The organism is bacterium (genome assembly GCA_040753085.1).
In the GTDB taxonomy this organism is placed as follows: Bacteria; UBA9089; JASEGY01; order JASEGY01; family JASEGY01; genus JASEGY01.
The window spans coordinates 1-15,200 of record JBFMHI010000055.1; the positions used below are offsets into that span (position 1 = coordinate 1).

General features: G+C 48.5%; 23 protein-coding genes. 6 read left to right on the forward strand and 17 right to left on the reverse strand.

Features of this window, described 5'->3' with window-relative positions:
• Positions 1–232 precede the first annotated feature (232 nt).
• The gene (locus AB1797_07320) at positions 233–466 is read right to left on the reverse strand and encodes an NIL domain-containing protein (GenBank protein MEW5767424.1); all 234 of its coding nucleotides are present in this window, start codon (positions 464–466) and stop codon (positions 233–235) included.
• 21 nt (positions 467–487) lie between these two features.
• Positions 488–631: a hypothetical protein gene (locus AB1797_07325; GenBank protein MEW5767425.1), complete on the reverse strand. Its 144-nt coding sequence runs from the start codon at positions 629–631 to the stop codon at positions 488–490.
• Positions 632–679: 48 nt separating this feature from the next.
• Between AB1797_07325 and AB1797_07330 the strand changes: the two genes are divergently transcribed.
• Positions 680–958, forward strand: a complete 279-nt coding sequence (locus AB1797_07330; protein ID MEW5767426.1) for a hypothetical protein — start codon at positions 680–682, stop codon at positions 956–958.
• Positions 959–971: 13 nt separating this feature from the next.
• Here AB1797_07330 and moeB read toward each other — a convergent pair whose 3' ends face one another.
• The 11 genes from moeB to AB1797_07385 form a co-directional block, all read right to left on the reverse strand.
• Positions 972–1,808 (reverse strand): molybdopterin-synthase adenylyltransferase MoeB, encoded by an 837-nt coding sequence (gene moeB / locus AB1797_07335; GenBank protein ID MEW5767427.1) that lies wholly within the window; start codon positions 1,806–1,808, stop codon positions 972–974.
• 67 nt (positions 1,809–1,875) lie between these two features.
• Positions 1,876–2,085, reverse strand: a complete 210-nt coding sequence (locus tag AB1797_07340) for a hypothetical protein (GenBank protein ID MEW5767428.1) — start codon at positions 2,083–2,085, stop codon at positions 1,876–1,878.
• A gap of 139 nt (positions 2,086–2,224) precedes the next feature.
• Complete coding sequence (locus AB1797_07345) at positions 2,225–2,503, reverse strand: ubiquitin-like small modifier protein 1 (GenBank protein ID MEW5767429.1); 279 nt, start codon at positions 2,501–2,503, stop codon at positions 2,225–2,227.
• Positions 2,493–3,734: a threonine synthase gene (thrC, locus tag AB1797_07350; GenBank protein ID MEW5767430.1), complete on the reverse strand. Its 1,242-nt coding sequence runs from the start codon at positions 3,732–3,734 to the stop codon at positions 2,493–2,495. Before thrC ends, AB1797_07345 begins: the two co-directional genes overlap by 11 nt.
• Positions 3,735–3,824: 90 nt before the next feature.
• Complete coding sequence (locus AB1797_07355) at positions 3,825–4,067, reverse strand: sulfurtransferase TusA family protein (GenBank protein ID MEW5767431.1); 243 nt, start codon at positions 4,065–4,067, stop codon at positions 3,825–3,827.
• A gap of 62 nt (positions 4,068–4,129) precedes the next feature.
• A complete protein-coding gene (gene nifU, locus AB1797_07360; protein MEW5767432.1) occupies positions 4,130–4,618 on the reverse strand; it encodes a Fe-S cluster assembly scaffold protein NifU in 489 nt (162 codons plus the stop codon).
• Positions 4,619–4,649: 31 nt separating this feature from the next.
• Positions 4,650–5,864 carry a cysteine desulfurase family protein gene (locus AB1797_07365; protein ID MEW5767433.1) on the reverse strand — a complete coding sequence of 405 codons (1,215 nt, stop codon included), beginning with the start codon at positions 5,862–5,864 and terminating at the stop codon, positions 4,650–4,652.
• A complete protein-coding gene (locus AB1797_07370) occupies positions 5,854–6,717 on the reverse strand; it encodes a 4Fe-4S binding protein (protein ID MEW5767434.1) in 864 nt (287 codons plus the stop codon). Before AB1797_07370 ends, AB1797_07365 begins: the two co-directional genes overlap by 11 nt.
• A gap of 36 nt (positions 6,718–6,753) precedes the next feature.
• Positions 6,754–7,680, reverse strand: a complete 927-nt coding sequence (locus AB1797_07375) for a selenium metabolism-associated LysR family transcriptional regulator (GenBank protein ID MEW5767435.1) — start codon at positions 7,678–7,680, stop codon at positions 6,754–6,756.
• A gap of 145 nt (positions 7,681–7,825) precedes the next feature.
• Complete coding sequence (locus AB1797_07380) at positions 7,826–8,086, reverse strand: sulfurtransferase TusA family protein (GenBank protein ID MEW5767436.1); 261 nt, start codon at positions 8,084–8,086, stop codon at positions 7,826–7,828.
• Between the two features lie 154 nt (positions 8,087–8,240).
• On the reverse strand, positions 8,241–8,984 hold the full coding sequence (locus AB1797_07385; protein MEW5767437.1) for a phosphoadenylyl-sulfate reductase: 744 nt from the start codon (positions 8,982–8,984) through the stop codon (positions 8,241–8,243).
• A 685-nt stretch (positions 8,985–9,669) separates the two neighbouring features.
• On the opposite strand from AB1797_07385, the gene AB1797_07390 reads away from it, so the two are divergent.
• From AB1797_07390 to AB1797_07410, 5 genes are all read left to right on the forward strand, one after another.
• Entirely contained in the window at positions 9,670–9,996 is a 327-nt protein-coding gene (locus AB1797_07390) for a DUF4258 domain-containing protein (protein ID MEW5767438.1), read from the forward strand.
• Positions 9,983–10,228 (forward strand): YgiT-type zinc finger protein, encoded by a 246-nt coding sequence (locus AB1797_07395; protein MEW5767439.1) that lies wholly within the window; start codon positions 9,983–9,985, stop codon positions 10,226–10,228. Before AB1797_07390 ends, AB1797_07395 begins: the two co-directional genes overlap by 14 nt.
• Positions 10,229–10,574: 346 nt before the next feature.
• Entirely contained in the window at positions 10,575–10,829 is a 255-nt protein-coding gene (locus tag AB1797_07400) for a DUF4160 domain-containing protein (protein ID MEW5767440.1), read from the forward strand.
• A 4-nt stretch (positions 10,830–10,833) separates the two neighbouring features.
• A complete protein-coding gene (locus AB1797_07405) occupies positions 10,834–11,175 on the forward strand; it encodes a DUF2442 domain-containing protein (protein ID MEW5767441.1) in 342 nt (113 codons plus the stop codon).
• 179 nt (positions 11,176–11,354) lie between these two features.
• Entirely contained in the window at positions 11,355–11,585 is a 231-nt protein-coding gene (locus AB1797_07410; protein MEW5767442.1) for an antitoxin family protein, read from the forward strand.
• Here the strand turns inward: AB1797_07410 and tatA are convergent.
• The 4 genes from tatA to modA form a co-directional block, all read right to left on the reverse strand.
• Positions 11,582–11,764, reverse strand: a complete 183-nt coding sequence (tatA, locus tag AB1797_07415; GenBank protein MEW5767443.1) for a twin-arginine translocase TatA/TatE family subunit — start codon at positions 11,762–11,764, stop codon at positions 11,582–11,584. The genes AB1797_07410 and tatA overlap by 4 nt on opposite strands.
• Before the next feature lie 142 nt (positions 11,765–11,906).
• Complete coding sequence (locus AB1797_07420) at positions 11,907–13,004, reverse strand: ABC transporter ATP-binding protein (protein MEW5767444.1); 1,098 nt, start codon at positions 13,002–13,004, stop codon at positions 11,907–11,909.
• A gap of 240 nt (positions 13,005–13,244) precedes the next feature.
• The gene (locus AB1797_07425) at positions 13,245–14,054 is read right to left on the reverse strand and encodes an ABC transporter permease (GenBank protein MEW5767445.1); all 810 of its coding nucleotides are present in this window, start codon (positions 14,052–14,054) and stop codon (positions 13,245–13,247) included.
• Between the two features lie 237 nt (positions 14,055–14,291).
• Entirely contained in the window at positions 14,292–15,080 is a 789-nt protein-coding gene (modA, locus tag AB1797_07430) for a molybdate ABC transporter substrate-binding protein (protein MEW5767446.1), read from the reverse strand.
• Between the last annotated feature and the right edge of the window lie 120 nt (positions 15,081–15,200).

The following is a 15,200-nucleotide window of genomic DNA, read 5'->3' on the forward strand; positions in this document are numbered from 1 at the left end:
ATTACTGGATTCCCGCTTTCGCGGGAATGACGAGAGGTTATTACAAAGTATTTGTATTTCAAGTAGTTACAAAAAAGTGCAAAAGTATAGTAACACCAGAAGGTCTAAAAAACAACCTTCAAAATAGAAGGGGCGTATTGTCTCTTCGGCCAAAACTGTTACCACTTTTTAGGGCTGTTTCTGAACGAAATGAGACAATGCCCGGATTTTTTATCCCATGCTGCCATCCGATTTATCCTTCCACCACATCCCCCTCAATCGGGTCAACCTTAACGCCTTGTTTGTCTAAATCATCCATCGCCTGTTCGATCTCTTCCATCTCACCCTCAAGCTCCAATATCATCCAGCCGATTTCCTCATCAATATTAGCCCGGCGGATATTGGTGACCACCTTGAAATCGTGACCTAACTGATAGATGATGGGTTTGGCGACCAACTTCTTTGGAAATCTCAAGGAAAGCCGCATCTTAGCCAAGTAAATCACCTCCTATTTTACAAATTTTCCATAACTATTCAGGTAGATAGGCTGAAGACTGAAGGCTGAAGGCTGAAGTTCAATAGCCTTCAGCCTATCTACCTGAGTAGTTACTCTCTTTAATAGAGGCTGAATAGTTACAATTTCCCTTGACATAGCAGTATATCTATACTATACTACCGATAGTAGAAAGGAGGTACTGCTATGTCTACTTATTGCAAAAGGGCTCAGGTGCTTTTTACGGAAGAGCAGTACCGGTTATTATCAGAAGCTGCCCAAATAGCCCATAAGCCGGTAGGCACAATAATTCGCGAATCTCTCGAAAAAACTATTCTCGCCCCACGAAAACAACAAAAGAAAAGAGAAGCAGCCAGACGGATCTGCTCAATGAATCTGCCCACCATTGAATGGGAAGAATTTGAAAAAGAATTAGTCAAGGCTCATACCCCTTGTGATATATTAGAAGAGGAATCTAAAGAATAAATCCACTTCATCTTCAAAACCTCATCTGGCAAAATTCTTCATAGTCGATTAGCTTGGTAATGGTTGGATTCTTGCCACATAGGGGGCAAGCTGGGTCTTTGTGCAGTTTCACCTCCCGGAAGTTTGTCCCCAGGGCATCGACCACCAGTAACCTACCTTTTAGCGGCCTCCCGATCCCTAAGATAAGTTTTATGGCCTCTAATGCCTGGATCAACCCCAGCATTCCCGGCAGGACCCCCAATACCCCGGCCTCCTGGCAACTGGGCACCATACCTGGCGGCGGTGGCTCCGGATATAAGCAGCGATAACACGGCCCATCCGGTGGGTCAAATACCGTCACCTGCCCCTCAAACCGGAACACAGCGGCGGAGACATTGATCTTGCTGCTCATTACCGCGGCATCATTAACCAGGTACCTGGTCGGGAAATTATCACAGCCGTCCAGGACTAAGTCGTAATCCTTAAGGATGTCAATGACATTGTCAGAAGAAAGCCGCTCTTGATAGGTAGCCACCTCTACATCCGGGTTTAAGGCAGTAATCGTCTCTCTGGCCGATTCCACCTTTGGCTGACCAATCCGGCTGGTATTGTGAAGTATCTGGCGCTGCAGATTACTGGTATCAACTACATCGAAATCAACGAAGCCCAGCTTGCCTACTCCGGCCGCCGCCAGATAATAGCCGGCCGGACAGCCTAACCCACCGGCCCCAATTAAAAGCGCTGATGCCCCTAAAAGCTTCTTCTGCCCTTTTCCTCCCACCTCTGGCAGGATGATATGCCGGGCATATCTTTTTATCTGCTCTTCCGTAAAGGTGAGTTTCGGGTTTCGAGTTTCTTGTTTCGAGTTCATTCTTTGTTCCTCGGTAACTATTCAGCCACAGATGGACACGGATGAAACACTGATTTTTTGTAAGCGTTCAGCCACTAAGGCACAAAGACACAACCTCGATCCTCGATCCTGGATGCTCGATTCTGGATGCTCGATTCTGGATACTGAATCCTTTACCAGCATCGAGGATCGAGCATCGAGGATCGAGCATCATGTGCTGAACGCTTACGATTTTTTTAATATATGAATCATTAAATCCGTGAACCGTGTCCGTGATTCGTGTCTGTAAGGCAACCACAGTTGGGCAACCACAAGGGGTTGCCCCTACTCTCACCTTTGTCTTCTGTCCTCTGCTATCTGCTATTTATCCGTGCTAATCCGTGTTAATCCGTGGCTGAATAATTCGAAAGGCGGAATTCAGAAGGCGGAAGGCGGCATTAGCCTCCGGCAATAGCCGGCACAATCGAGACCTCAGCCCCATTTTCCACCTTTGTCTGTTGTCCCTGCAGAAATCGGATGTCCTCGCCATTAACATAGAGGTTAATGAAGCGGCGCACCTTGCCGTTCTCATCACAAACCCTCTCTTTAACCCCTGGAAATTCAGATTCCAATCCATCAATTATCTCCGAGACATTCCCTGAACCACTCAGTTCTACCTCTGCCCTGCCACCCGTTAATTTCTGCAAGGGACTTGGAACCAACACCTTAATCGCCATCTGGCTTCACCTCTTTTTCAAATGATTTTAGATTAGGCTCAATAATAACCGGGCCTCCAATCTTATCACTCACTACTTCCTGGGTTTTTAGTCCATTACCGGTGATACAGATAACGATCGATTCATCGGATGGGATTCTGCCCTGCTTGATCAATTTTCTGGCGCAGGCCAGAGTCACCCCTCCAGCCGTCTCGGTAAATATCCCCTCGGTTTTAGCCAGCCACTTTATGGCCTCGACCATCTCCTCATCAGTAGCTGACTCCCCAAAACCGCCTGAGTCTTTAACGGTCTTATAGGCATAGTAGCCGTCAGCCGGATTGCCAATGGCCAGGGACTTGGCAATAGTCTTGGGCACTACCGGTTTGATGAAGTCGGTATCCTCTTTTACCGCGGTCACAATGGGACAGCACCCTTCTGCCTGGGCCACATAAACACGGGAGTCTGCCTTATCATCTTCGATCAGGCCTATCTTTTTAAGCTCCTTAAAGCCCTTATCTATCTTGGTAATCAATGATCCTCCCGCCGCTGGGACAATTATATGTTTTGGCAACCGCCAACCAAGCTGTTCGGCTATCTCATAGGCCATAGTCTTTGATCCTTCGGCATAATAAGGCCGGATATTAATATTAACAAAGGCCCAGCCATATTTGGCGGCAATTTCAGAACAGAGCCGGTTAACCTGGTCGTAGTTGCCCCTAACACCTATCAGATGGGGAGAATAGATGAGCGAGGCCACCACCTTACCGGCCTCTAAATCAGCCGGAATAAAGATATAGCATTTGAAACCGGCCACGGCTGTTTGCGCCGCCACTGAATTAGCCAGATTGCCCGTTGAGGCACAGGCCACGGTGTCAAAGCCGAACTCCCTGGCTTTACTCAAGGCCACCGCTACCACCCGGTCTTTAAATGACAGGGTAGGGTGATTGACTGAATCATCCTTCAGGTACAACTCTTTCACACCCAATTCCTTAGCTAAGTTAGTCGCCCGAATCAAAGGGGTAAACCCGGAGGAAAGCCCATCCCTCGGTTCTCCATCAACCGGCAATAGCTCCCTGTATCTCCAGAGGTTAGTGGCCCGGGAAACTATCTTTTCCCGGCTGAAAAGCCCTTTGATTACTTCATAATCATATTCCACCTCCAGAGGCCCAAAGCAGAATTCACATACATGAAGCGGATCTTTAGGATATTTCCGGCCACATTCTCGACACCTCAGTCCTTTTATCCTGTCCATATTTATCACCACCTTTCTCAATGGCATATTTTGGATTTCGGATTGGAGGAAATGAAATAACTATTTGTTAAGGAGGCCAAAATGAAATCCTCATTTATCTTCCTCGTTCCCTTTTCGCACATAAAGTTTGTAGAACCCATCCTCCCTTTCGAGCTTCAGGAACCTGGTGCCGCTTCTTTTACACCAATTAGGCAGATCTTCCAATATATCAGGATCATCGGCTAACACCTCCAGGGTCTGTCCGATTTTAAGCTCGTTCATCTTTTCCGTGGTCAGTATTATTGGCACGGGGCAGTACACCCCAATGGCATCCAGGGTTGCGTCCGCATCCATTTCTTCCTCCCAAATTCGTGGTTCGTTGTTTGGGTATCGGGATTCGATTCCCGATCCACGAGTCACGATCCCCGATCGACGAGGTCCTTACCACAAGCCTGACAAAAAGGGGCCTCATCTGAAATACGACCATCACAATACGGACAATGACATTCAGCCGACTTTTGTTGATAATCCTCAATGGCCTTATGGAGAGCATCCGCCCCCAAATTAGAGCAATGCAATTTATTCGGCGGCAATCCCCCAAGTTCGGCGGCTACCATCTTATTGGTAATAGTCATCGCCTCCTGAAGTGTTTTTCCTTTAGCCATCTCGCTAACTATACTCGATACCGCAATAGCCGCCCCACAGCCAAAGGTCTTGAACTTGACATCACTAAGTCGCCCATTATCTACCTTTATATAAAAACTCATCACATCCCCGCACACAGGATTGCCTACCGTCCCTACACCGTCAGGATTTTTAATCTCACCCACATTGCGGGGATTAGCAAAATGCTCCATCACCTTCTGACTATAATCAAACATCCCTATCCCCCTTTCTAACTTCATCGTGACTCAGGCTTCCAGCCCGTGGAGAAGATTAGCGAAGTTCTGAACTATACAGCGGCGACATCCCTCGCAGCCGCTCGACAATAGGCGGCAGTTTTTTCAGGACATAATCGATCTCCGCTTCGGTATTCTCCCGGCCCAGGCTAAAAAGAAGCGACCCCTGGGCCTGCACGGCATCAACCCCCATGGCCTTAAGCACATGGGATGACTTTAAGGCCTGGGAAGTGCAGGCCGAGCCGGATGAGGCGGCAATTCCTTCCATATCCAGCAAGATTAGCAGGCTCTCGCCTTCCACAAACTTGACACTTAGATTTAGATTACCCGGCAGCCTTATTTCTGGATGACCGTTTAGATACAGGTGGTCAATCCGCTGCTTCAGGCCAGCAAATAACCGTTCTCTTAGTCTAAGGGTATGCTCCGCCCAATTACCTGTTTCCTGTTTAGCGATCTCTGCCGCCTTGCCCAAGCCGACAATGCCGGCTACATTCTCTGTCCCGGCTCTTCTGCCTCTTTCCTGAATTCCTCCATCAAAGAGTGGTATGATTCTAACGCCTTGGCGCACGAATAGTGCGCCGGTTCCTTTGGGGCCGTAAAACTGTTGTCCGGACAGACTCAACAGGTCAACGCCGAGCTTTTCCACATCCAGTTCAACCGCACCTGCTGCCGCCACGGCATCGGTGTGAAAATAGATGGCGGATTGGGCTCTGATAATCTCGGCTATTTCAGCGATAGGTTGAAGGGTGCCGACCTCCTGATTGGCCAGTTGGACAGAAACCAGAATAGTCTGATCAGTTATGGCTTCTTTTACATCCTGAGGATTGACCAGACCATAGCCGTCTACGGGCAAATATGTCACCTTAAATCCCCATTTTTCCAATGTCCGGGCAGTATGAAGCACTGAGAAATGTTCAATGGATGAGACGATAAGGTGTTTGCCTTTATCTTGTCTGGCAAAGGCAATCCCTTTTAAGGCCAGGTTGTTAGCTTCAGTGCCATTCGAGGTAAAGATTATCTCATCCGGCTTTGAACCGATGAACGCCGCCACCTGATCCCTGGCCGCACTTATCCCCTTTCTGGCGGCGGCCCCAACATGATGAAGGTTGGAAGGGTTGCCAAAGTTATGGCGCAGATACGGCAGTATAGCCTCTAAGACTTCAGGATGCAGGGGAGTAGTAGATACGTGGTCAAGATAGACTTCCATGTTCAATGGCGGATTTTGGATTTCGGATTTCGGATTAGATCTCACGGCTAAAAACCTCCTTACAGAAGTTCTCTAATCCCAGGCGATTGATTAACTCACCCAGTCTTTCGCGTTTATTGGCCAGCCTGACATAGGCGGCCAGGATTTTCTCTACTAGGTCTGGAATTTCCTGAGTAGCCACAAAGCTGTCAAAAATCACGCCCAGTTGAGGTCTCCTGCCCCACTTGCCACCGACAAAGACTTCCCAACCGCTTCGATTGACCTTGATCGCATCAACCGGGCAAACCTTGATGCACTTGCCATCGTGAAGACATTTGGTATAGTCAAAGACCGGCTTCCCATCCACCAATTCAATGGCTTTTTCCGGGCAGACCTCAGCGCATAACCCGCAGCCTATGCAGGCCTCTTTGTCCTTAAGCATAGGTTCCACCACGGCCATCAAGCCCAGATCATTCTCATTGTGTTTGGAGCAAGCATTAGGGCAACCGGAGATTCCCATCTTAAACTTATGCGGCACGCCGTAGCGTCCGTAGAATCGTTCGTCAAGCATCTTGAGCAGGCTCTGGGTATCACCCAAGGCCAGGGGACAGATATCCGTCCCCTGACAGGCCACAATTACCCGCACCCTTGAGCCGCAAGCGCCCAGGATTAAGTCGACCTCTTTTAGTTCCTCCCGGACCCTTTCCACATCCTCGAATTTGACATGGGAGATTTCAAATCCCTGGCGGGTAGTGATGTGAACATAATTCTCCCCATAAGCTTCAGCTAAATCAGCTATCTTACGTAATTGTGCCGGGCTAACATTGCCGCCGAGAATCTTCACCCGCACACTGAACAGATTCTTCTGTTTCTGGCTAATAATTCCACCGGCTTTAAGTTCTTCCAGATTTAAGGCCATCTCTCAAGGCAGAGCCTAAAACCCAGCATACAGAGTTTATCTGGGCGCTGGGTTCTGGGTTCTGTGTTCCTCCTTTAAGCAGTCTGACAAATGCTCTAAAAATACCTCGGGTATCCTGGATCTGAATCTATCCGGGTTATAAACAACGTAGAAATCCATAGCTAAGTCTATTCCTTCCACTTTGACCTCTTTGATCAGATTAAGCTCAAGCTCATTTTCAATCGCTATCTTAGGAACAATAGAAACCCCTATCCCGGCCATTACCCCTCTTTTTATGGCCTCAGTGTTACCTAAGGACATAATGACGTTCAAGTCGCCTTTTTCCAAACCCCCTTCTTCGAGTCTTTTTTCAATGGCCATCCTTGTTCCAGAGCCCTCAGTTCTTAACAAGAGAGGCTCTCCTTTTAACTCGTCAAGACCTATCTTGTCTTTAGAAGCCCAGCGATGGTTCGGCGCAACTATCAGAACCAGCTCCTCCTTGATAAACTCTTCAAAATCAAGCTCCTGGCGTGTTGGTTTTGCCCCAACTATTCCTACCTCCAAGGCCCCTTTGATTACATCTTCCATTATCTCAGTGGTATCTCCAATCTTTAAGGAAATCTCTACACAAGGATATATCCCTTTAAATGAAGCCAACTGCGAAGGGAGGATATATTCACCCACAATGGTGCTGGCGCCTACTCGTAGAGTTCCTTTGGCCAGGCTGTCCACATCGCTTATGGCTTGAACCGCTTCGTCACACAGGCTAATAATCTTCCGGGCATACCCATAGAAGGCCTTGCCTTCTTCAGTTAATACTCTATCCCTCCTGGAGCGGTTAAACAAGCAGGCGCCCAGGCTGCCCTCCAAAGACTGCACCTGTAAAGTAACGGTAGGCTGGGTTAGGTGAACTACTTTGGCTGCCTTTGAAAAACTGCCCGTTTCTACTACGGCGCAGAAGGTTCTCAATTCCCTTAATTCCATCTTTATCCTCGCCTCCCAAGAGTGTGGCTAAAATCTGGGGGAAGAAGCAGATAAAAATATATATAATCGTTTTACTTGACTTTAGTATAACATAAAAAACACCTATCTGTCAAATGCAAAAAAGTCATAAGACTATGAGAAAAAATCATAGGGCCTTCCTGATCCAGAGCCTAAATGCCTCTTTTATTCTATCTACTTTAATAATCTGATGCCCTTCATCCTTGACCGAGCGAGGGACATTTTCCAGGGGTTGGCCGCTATCAAGCACCACTATCATTATTTCACCCGGTTCGATTCTTTCCAGGGCCAGCCTTGTCTTGACAAAGGTAAAAGGGCAGACCTCCCCTCGAAGGTCTAAATATTCGGCTAAGGATATAGTTTCAGTTTCAACATAAGTTTGGATCATTTTCATTTACCTCCTATTCAACTACTTCTGTGGCGTCAACCTTTTACCGGCATTTACCTCCCCGAAAGCCTCGAGCCTTCGGGAAGGTCAGGGTCGCTATTCTGAACGATCAGGTGAGCGCGAGCAACCGGCGAAAGGCTTCCGCCAACGTGGACTACGCCCTACCATACTCAGGGCAAACACAGGACTCAGTTATCTTCAAAGGTTTTGTGTGAATCCCGCATTCACCGCCGCATTTGCTTGTGCCCGCCCAGCGGCCGGCGCGTTCATCTTCCTCATTAGTGATCCTCGTGCAAGGCTCGCAGCCTAAAGACCTGTAGCCCTTGGCATAAAGGGGATTCACCTTCACCCCGTTAAGGGCAAGATACTGCCAGACCTCTCTTTCTTTCCAGATGAGAATTGGATTTAACTTAATCAAATCTTTATCCCGCTCCTCAACCTCTTTAAAATCTGTGCGTGTCCATCCTTCCGTGCAGCGTAAACCCGTAACCCAGCACGTTACATTCATCTCCTCCACTGCCCAACGGGTAGGCTCGACCTTTAAAAGATGGCAGCATCTATCAGGGTCGGTCTCATAAAGCCTATCCGGAATCTCGGTATCATTTTTGTAGACCTTAAGAAGCTCTGGATACCGGGCGACCTCTTCATGCATAAATTGAACCGTCTCTTTCGGCTTGAACCTTGTGGTAATTATGAAACCCCGGATTTTAGGGTCTACTTTTTTGGCCATGTCCCATACGGCCACAGAATCCTTACCCAGGCTGTCAGCTACGACTAAACCGTCACCATATCTTTCGTATGCCTCTCTTATAAGCGCCAGGGACCTATCCACTTTCTCTTTAAAATTCAGCCCAAACACCAATTTCTTTAAATCATCTTTGTTTTCTAATAAGCTCATACTTTTACCTCCTCGGATAATATTTAGTACCGTAACTACTCAGGTAGATAGGCTGAAGGCTATTGAACTTCGGTCTTCAGCCTATCTACGGACCTCCTTTCTGGAAGTAATAAAAAAACCCATTACCAAAACTGGTAATGGGTTTAAATCCTCACTTAATTTATTATTGACTCCTTTTGATTCATTACCAGTGTGTAGACATACTTATCTCCCTTTGACAACAGCACATACCGCTACACATCAGTAATAGATTCAAAGAAGTCCTCATTGGCCTATCTCCTTTTCTACTTCTATCGGTCATTATACCATAAACCTTTATATCTTGGCAAATTAAAAGATTCTAATCCTGATATAGGGATTCTTTATGTGGCCAGGCCACTTTTGCTCAATGACCAAACAAGCAGCTAAACTTATCATATTTTAGCCACTAAGACACAAAGGCATAAATTGGCGATGTTCATCGTTTGGGCCATTTTTCGCAGACATCTGGTAGTCTGAAAGTAAATTTTTCTTGCAATATTATACCATAAATGATATAATAATGCAAAAGTTTCCACACAGTCTGTCGTCAGGCGGAATGTCGAATCGTAACCGTTCACCTCACCACGGAGACACAGAGACACTGAGAAAAATCTAAAGGAAATGGCGTATTCTTCATCGTCTACTCGAAAGGTAACATCATCAGTTGAATATTGAAGACATTATTGACGCGATACGTCACAATCAGATACGGATCACCGACCATGCTGATGAGGAAGCCCAAGCGGACCATCTCTCCTTTGATGAGATCTTCGTCAGCGTTTTTCAAGGTGAGATTATTGAAGACTACCCTGATGACAAGCCGTACCCCAGTTGCCTGATTTATGGTGAAACCTTTGGCAAAGAGCCGGTGCATAGTGTTTGGGCCTACAATGAGGAGAACGAGTGGGGGGTACTGATAACAGTCTATCGTCCTGACCTGCGACGTTGGATTGACTGGCGTACAAGGAGGCCAAGAGATGCTACCCTTTAGTAAATGTCCGGTATGTGGTGGTGAAGTGGTTGAAAAAGAGGTTGAGAAGTTGCTGCGTGGTGGGGCGCATACCGCCGTGGTCACGGTACGGGCAGAGGTGTGCTTGCATTGTGGCGAACAACTGTACTCCAAAGAAACCATCAGCCACTTTGAGCAAATTCGAGCCAAGCTAGCGCGTCAAGAAGTGGCAGAGTTTCAACCTTTGGGGCAATCATTCCAAGTTGTGGTTTAACATATCAGCAGGGGCGGCCCAACGAGTCGTTGCAGCAGACGTGGCTGTCGAGGCTCCACTTGTTGCCGGTCTTGGTTTTGTATCGTTCAGGTGGTTGTTGGGCACGTCGTTTCAGGCGCCACGCCGCTGAGCTTCTGGCCGCGGATGAGCTGAGCTGGTTCGTCCGCCTGCGGCGGACGAACCCTGACAGCCCTTCGGCCTGCAGCTCATCTGTGGCCCCGATGGCGCGGCCTCCCGGCCATCAGACGGCTGGAGCCGACGGTCGTCGCCGCGAGTTTGCTCACGGCTCCTCCCGCGGCTCAGCCGCAGCCCCGTTAGCCGGGCTATCCGATGAGGAGATATGCGTATGCCAGTCATAGCACGGTTCTACGGTATCGTTATCAAAATGTACTTCAGCCAGAGTGAACATGGTGTGCCGCACTTCCACGCGATCTACGGCGAGTACAACGGCGTCTTCGATATCCAAACACTGGAAATGATCGAGGGGGACTTGCCTGTACGGGCGCATAGACTGGTCAGAGAGTGGGGCGAGCAATACCAGCAAGAACTACTGCGGATGTGGAACAACAATGAGTTTGTGCGATTGCCTGGTCTGGAGTAGGAAAATGAATGCTCCGAGAGTGAAATCGGTAAAACCTTTGCAGGAAAGGCGATTACTTGCCACATTTATCAACGGGATTCAAAAAGTCTACGACTGCAACGAGATTATGCACCTGGATCGTTTTCGGTTATTGCAGAACGAAGCCTTTTTCAAGACGGTCACGGTTGATTCTGGGGGATATGGGGTATCTTGGAATGATGAAACGGATTTAAGCGAATACGAGTTGTGGAACAACGGACTTGAGATTGGCCCGGCAGACAAGTTGGTTAGCAGCAGGGGTACTCCAAAAGGTCAGGTCGCAGGCAAAGGAAGTGGTATTCTCGTTCACCCAACAAGCCCCGGCTAACCCTCGTTACAGCCGACCAGGACTGCCCGGCGAAATTGTGGCGAAGGGGAAGGGTCGGCTATCCAGACGGGCAACTGCAAGGGTTATTTTTGCAAGGACGAACCTATCAAATCAAACTTGACCAGGTAATAGTCTTAGATACTGATAAGACAACTAAATCCCATAGATGGAGGGATGATATGACCAGAACGGTTGAAGTTATATACGAAGACAATGTCTTAAAACCTCTCATACCCATAGAAGGGCTTTGGGAGCATGAAAGGGTGATAGTGATTCTTTGTCCTCGCCCTGCTAAGGAAGGTCTCCGTGAGTTGGTTGGAACGTTAACCCATGAAGAGGCAGAGGCAATGCAGAAACTTATTGACGAGGAGTTCGAGAAAATTGAAGGTGAAAGGTGGCGCCTGGGTTAAGATTTGTCAACGCCTTTCTGCTCTGGCTTTTCTTCCTCACTATTACTGAGGGTGGCTTGTTTAAATTCCTTAATTCCTTTGCCTAATGACTTGCCAATCTGGGGCAGTTTGCCGGGACCAAAGATAATCAGGATAATCACCAGGATAATTATTAATTCTGTAACACCGATTCCGAACATTTTTTCACCTCCATAATTTCAGGAACGCTCTCGGATAAAACCTGTTCCTGCTCTGTTTTATCAGAAAGGCTTCTTCAGGCGGCGGGTGGCGGGTTTCAAGTTTGTTAACCCACCACTCGAAACCCAAAACTCGCCACTTGATTCAACTCTCCAGGACAATCACCGCCTCCTTACGCAGGGCCACCTCCACCTCCTTTTGGGTGGCCAGTCCCAGCTTATGGTAGCGATGATTGGGCAGCCTGGCTTCAAAATCAAAAGGCCTGGCCCCGTTGGTAAAGCCGGCCTTGAAGTAGAGGGTATAACTGGTAGAGTCAGGGATGGCCTCGATTATTTTACCCCGGATAACGTTGTCGGCTAATGAATCCCGCACCGGTTTATTATCCTCTAAGACCTTCACCTCTTCCGGCCGAATGCAGAATTTAATCTTCTGACCAAAGACAAGGCCTTCCTTGCCCGGGATAGTAATAACGAACCCATTGGACTTAATCCTTAGCCCTTCAGGAGAAACACCGGCCACTCGCCCCTCAAAGATATTGGTAATATTGAGGAAGGAGGCCAGACTCTGAGATTTTGGCCGATAGAAGATATCCTCTCGCCGGCCTACCTGAACTATCTTTCCTTCATCTAAAAAGCCGATTCGGTCTGAGATAATAAAGGCCTCTTCCAGGTCGTGAGTGATATGAAGGGTGGTAATCTTAAATCCGGCCTGAATCCGTTTAGTTTCCAACCAGAGTTGATGTTTGGTAGCCGGGTCCAGGGCTGAAAAAGGTTCATCCATGAGGAGTAATTTGGGCGTAGTAGCTAAGGCCCTGGCTAAAGCCACGCGTTGGCGTTCACCACCGCTTAAACCACAGACGGAACGTTCCAGCAGAGGTGAGATAGCCAACCTCTCCGCCAATGCCTCTACCCGGCTTCTTATCTCGGCTGGATTAAATTGTCTCTTCTGACGCAGGCCAAAGGCGATATTCTCAAAGACATTAAGATGGCAGAAGAGGACATAATCCTGGGGCACATAACCCATCTGTCGTGACTCAGGTTTAAGCCGGCTAATTTCCTCTCCGCCCAGCCGGATATGCCCCTTTTCTATGGGACGAACACCTAAGATGGCCTCTAAGAGGGTAGTCTTACCTGAGCCAGTTTTGCCCAGAATAGAGAAATACTCTCCCTCCTCTAATTGAAGTTTGTCTACCTCAAGACAGAACTTACCCGCTTTTACTTTCAAGCCATCAATATTCAGCATGTCAGTTTCGAGTGTAATCGTTCACTCGATGCTCGATCCTGGATGCTCGATGCTCGAGCATCGAGCATCGAGCATCCAGGATCGAGCATCGAGCATCGAGCATCATGTGCTGAACGGTTACAGAGATTTGCCCTTTAGATTTTTCTCAGTGTCTCTGTGTCTCCGTGGTGAGGTTAACGGTTACTTTCGAGTTTCGAGTTTCGGGTTAGGCTGAGCGCAGAGCCTGAAACTCGAAACTTATTATCGTTTGGTGGCGGCTTCGCCGCCATAGGCCCCCACCCTTCGAAACAGGAGGATAGAACCCAAGGAGATACCTATTAAGATCAAGGTTACAGCCAGGGCCTTGTCAATATCCCCCTGGGCCAGATTCAAGAAGATGGCAATAGAGAGCACCTCTGTCTTAAAGGCCGTGGCCCCGGCCAGGATAACCGTGGCCCCAAATTCACCGATTGCCTTGGCAAAGGTCAGCACGGTGGCCCCCATTATGCCGCCTCTGGCCTGGGGCAGGCTGACCCGCAGGAAAGCCGAAAGTTCACTGCAGCCAAGGCTTCTGGCCATTATCTCCTGCCGGCTGTCCACGCCTTCAAAGGCCGTTTTCAAGAATTTCAACGAGACGGCAAAGACCACACTGAATTGGGCCAGGATAATACCCAGCGGGGTGAAGGCAAACTGCAAGCCACTGGCCTCAATGCCCTTGCCTATGGGGGTGGTAAAAAAGGCCAGCAGGACGACCCCCACGGCAATGGGCGGCATAACTACCGGTAAATCCAGGAGTGTATCCACCACGGCTTTGCCCCGGAAGTTCCGGCGGGCTAAAAGATAAGCGGCCGGTATGCCCGATCCCACCGCCAGGACAGTAGTAATACCAGCCGTAATCAGGCTCAGGCCAATGGCAAATATAATCTCAGGATGAATTAATGCCTCCAACAGGGACTTGAATTTGATGGATACCCCCACGCCTATGCCTACCACTAAGGTGGAAATAACGTAAAAGAGCAAAGAGCCCCGGGTAATCGTGGCAAACAATGTATCCTCCAGTCTGTTTCTCAAGATAATCTACTCCTTTTTATTTCCTTCTTCCTTCCCGGAGACGAGGGGCTTGTTTGCTAGTAACCGTTCAGCCACTGATTGACACGGATTAGCACGGATAAATAATAGAGGACAGAAGGCGGAGTTGTAGGGACAGAGCTTGTCCCTGTCCGTTCCATAGGCGGATAACCACAAGGGTTGTCCCTACAACCTAATCACGGACACGACTCCCGGACACGGTTCAGGGAAATCCGTGTTTCATCTGTGTGCATCCGTGGCTGAACGGTTACGTTTGCTAACTATGGTATACCCGTACTTCTCGAATATCTCCTTCCCTTTTGCTCCCGTGATAAAACGGACGAACTTATCGGCCAGCTTCTTTTGCTTAGAGAAGCTGATTACTGCCGCCGGAATATTTCGTGACTGGGCTATCTCCTGGGGCAGCTCTACCCCTTCCACCTCCTGAGGCGCCAGGTGCTCATAAAAATCCCACCCGATAATGGCATCGACCTGTTTCAACTTAAGTAAGGTCAATAGATGCTGGCAATTATGGGCATAGGTGACTATGTTTGGCGCGACCTTTTCTTCTATCCCTGCCTGGCGAAATACCTCTAAGGCAATATCACCCAGACAGACCGCCCCAGGTGTGCCAATAGCTATTTTTAGCCCTGGCTGGGTTAAATCTTCGAGTTCGTTGATTCCCTTTGGGTTGGCTTTCCGGATCACAATGGATGGCTTCAGATCACAAATAATGCGCCGAGTCCGGCCATCAACCACTCCCTTATTTTCGGCCTTATCCATATAGTCATCTGAGCCGGGGATGTAGACATCACCCCTTTGGCTTAGCAGAATCTGGGAGAGGACTTCTCCCGAGCCACCGTAGGTAACATCAACTTTTACTTGGTAGTCCTCCTCAAAGAGCCTTACCGCCTCCTCTATGGCTGGCTTGCCCGCCGCACCAGCAAAGACATGGAGACTGTTCTGTTGGCCAGCACATCCTCCCAGTAGCCAACCAAAAATAGTTATCAGCACTAACCGTCTCTTCATTGCTTATCTTCAATGGTAGTAACCGTTCAGGTATAGCTGCACGGATTAGCACGGATAAATAACACAGGACAGAAGGCGGAAGTGTAGGGACAGGGCTTGTCCCTGTCCGTGCTTGTCCAT

Excerpts from the sequence above, each read along its gene's own strand:
- moeB (MEW5767427.1), bottom strand. The coding sequence starts at position 1,808 with ATGAACTCGAAACAAGAAACTCGAAACCCGAAACTCACCTTTACGGAA.
- modA (MEW5767446.1), bottom strand. The coding sequence starts at position 15,080 with ATGAAGAGACGGTTAGTGCTGATAACTATTTTTGGTTGGCTACTGGGA.
- AB1797_07370 (MEW5767434.1), bottom strand. The coding sequence starts at position 6,717 with ATGGCCTTAAATCTGGAAGAACTTAAAGCCGGTGGAATTATTAGCCAG.
- AB1797_07325 (MEW5767425.1), bottom strand. The coding sequence starts at position 631 with ATGTCAAGGGAAATTGTAACTATTCAGCCTCTATTAAAGAGAGTAACT.
- AB1797_07420 (MEW5767444.1), bottom strand. The coding sequence starts at position 13,004 with ATGCTGAATATTGATGGCTTGAAAGTAAAAGCGGGTAAGTTCTGTCTT.
- AB1797_07320 (MEW5767424.1), bottom strand. The coding sequence starts at position 466 with ATGCGGCTTTCCTTGAGATTTCCAAAGAAGTTGGTCGCCAAACCCATC.
- thrC (MEW5767430.1), bottom strand. The coding sequence starts at position 3,734 with ATGGACAGGATAAAAGGACTGAGGTGTCGAGAATGTGGCCGGAAATAT.
- nifU (MEW5767432.1), bottom strand. The coding sequence starts at position 4,618 with ATGAAGTTAGAAAGGGGGATAGGGATGTTTGATTATAGTCAGAAGGTG.
- AB1797_07375 (MEW5767435.1), bottom strand. The coding sequence starts at position 7,680 with ATGGAATTAAGGGAATTGAGAACCTTCTGCGCCGTAGTAGAAACGGGC.
- AB1797_07380 (MEW5767436.1), bottom strand. The coding sequence starts at position 8,086 with ATGATCCAAACTTATGTTGAAACTGAAACTATATCCTTAGCCGAATAT.
- tatA (MEW5767443.1), bottom strand. The coding sequence starts at position 11,764 with ATGTTCGGAATCGGTGTTACAGAATTAATAATTATCCTGGTGATTATC.
- AB1797_07385 (MEW5767437.1), bottom strand. The coding sequence starts at position 8,984 with ATGAGCTTATTAGAAAACAAAGATGATTTAAAGAAATTGGTGTTTGGG.
- AB1797_07395 (MEW5767439.1), top strand. The coding sequence starts at position 9,983 with ATGCTACCCTTTAGTAAATGTCCGGTATGTGGTGGTGAAGTGGTTGAA.
- AB1797_07355 (MEW5767431.1), bottom strand. The coding sequence starts at position 4,067 with ATGGATGCGGACGCAACCCTGGATGCCATTGGGGTGTACTGCCCCGTG.
- AB1797_07345 (MEW5767429.1), bottom strand. The coding sequence starts at position 2,503 with ATGGCGATTAAGGTGTTGGTTCCAAGTCCCTTGCAGAAATTAACGGGT.
- AB1797_07330 (MEW5767426.1), top strand. The coding sequence starts at position 680 with ATGTCTACTTATTGCAAAAGGGCTCAGGTGCTTTTTACGGAAGAGCAG.
- AB1797_07405 (MEW5767441.1), top strand. The coding sequence starts at position 10,834 with ATGAATGCTCCGAGAGTGAAATCGGTAAAACCTTTGCAGGAAAGGCGA.
- AB1797_07400 (MEW5767440.1), top strand. The coding sequence starts at position 10,575 with ATGCCAGTCATAGCACGGTTCTACGGTATCGTTATCAAAATGTACTTC.
- AB1797_07410 (MEW5767442.1), top strand. The coding sequence starts at position 11,355 with ATGACCAGAACGGTTGAAGTTATATACGAAGACAATGTCTTAAAACCT.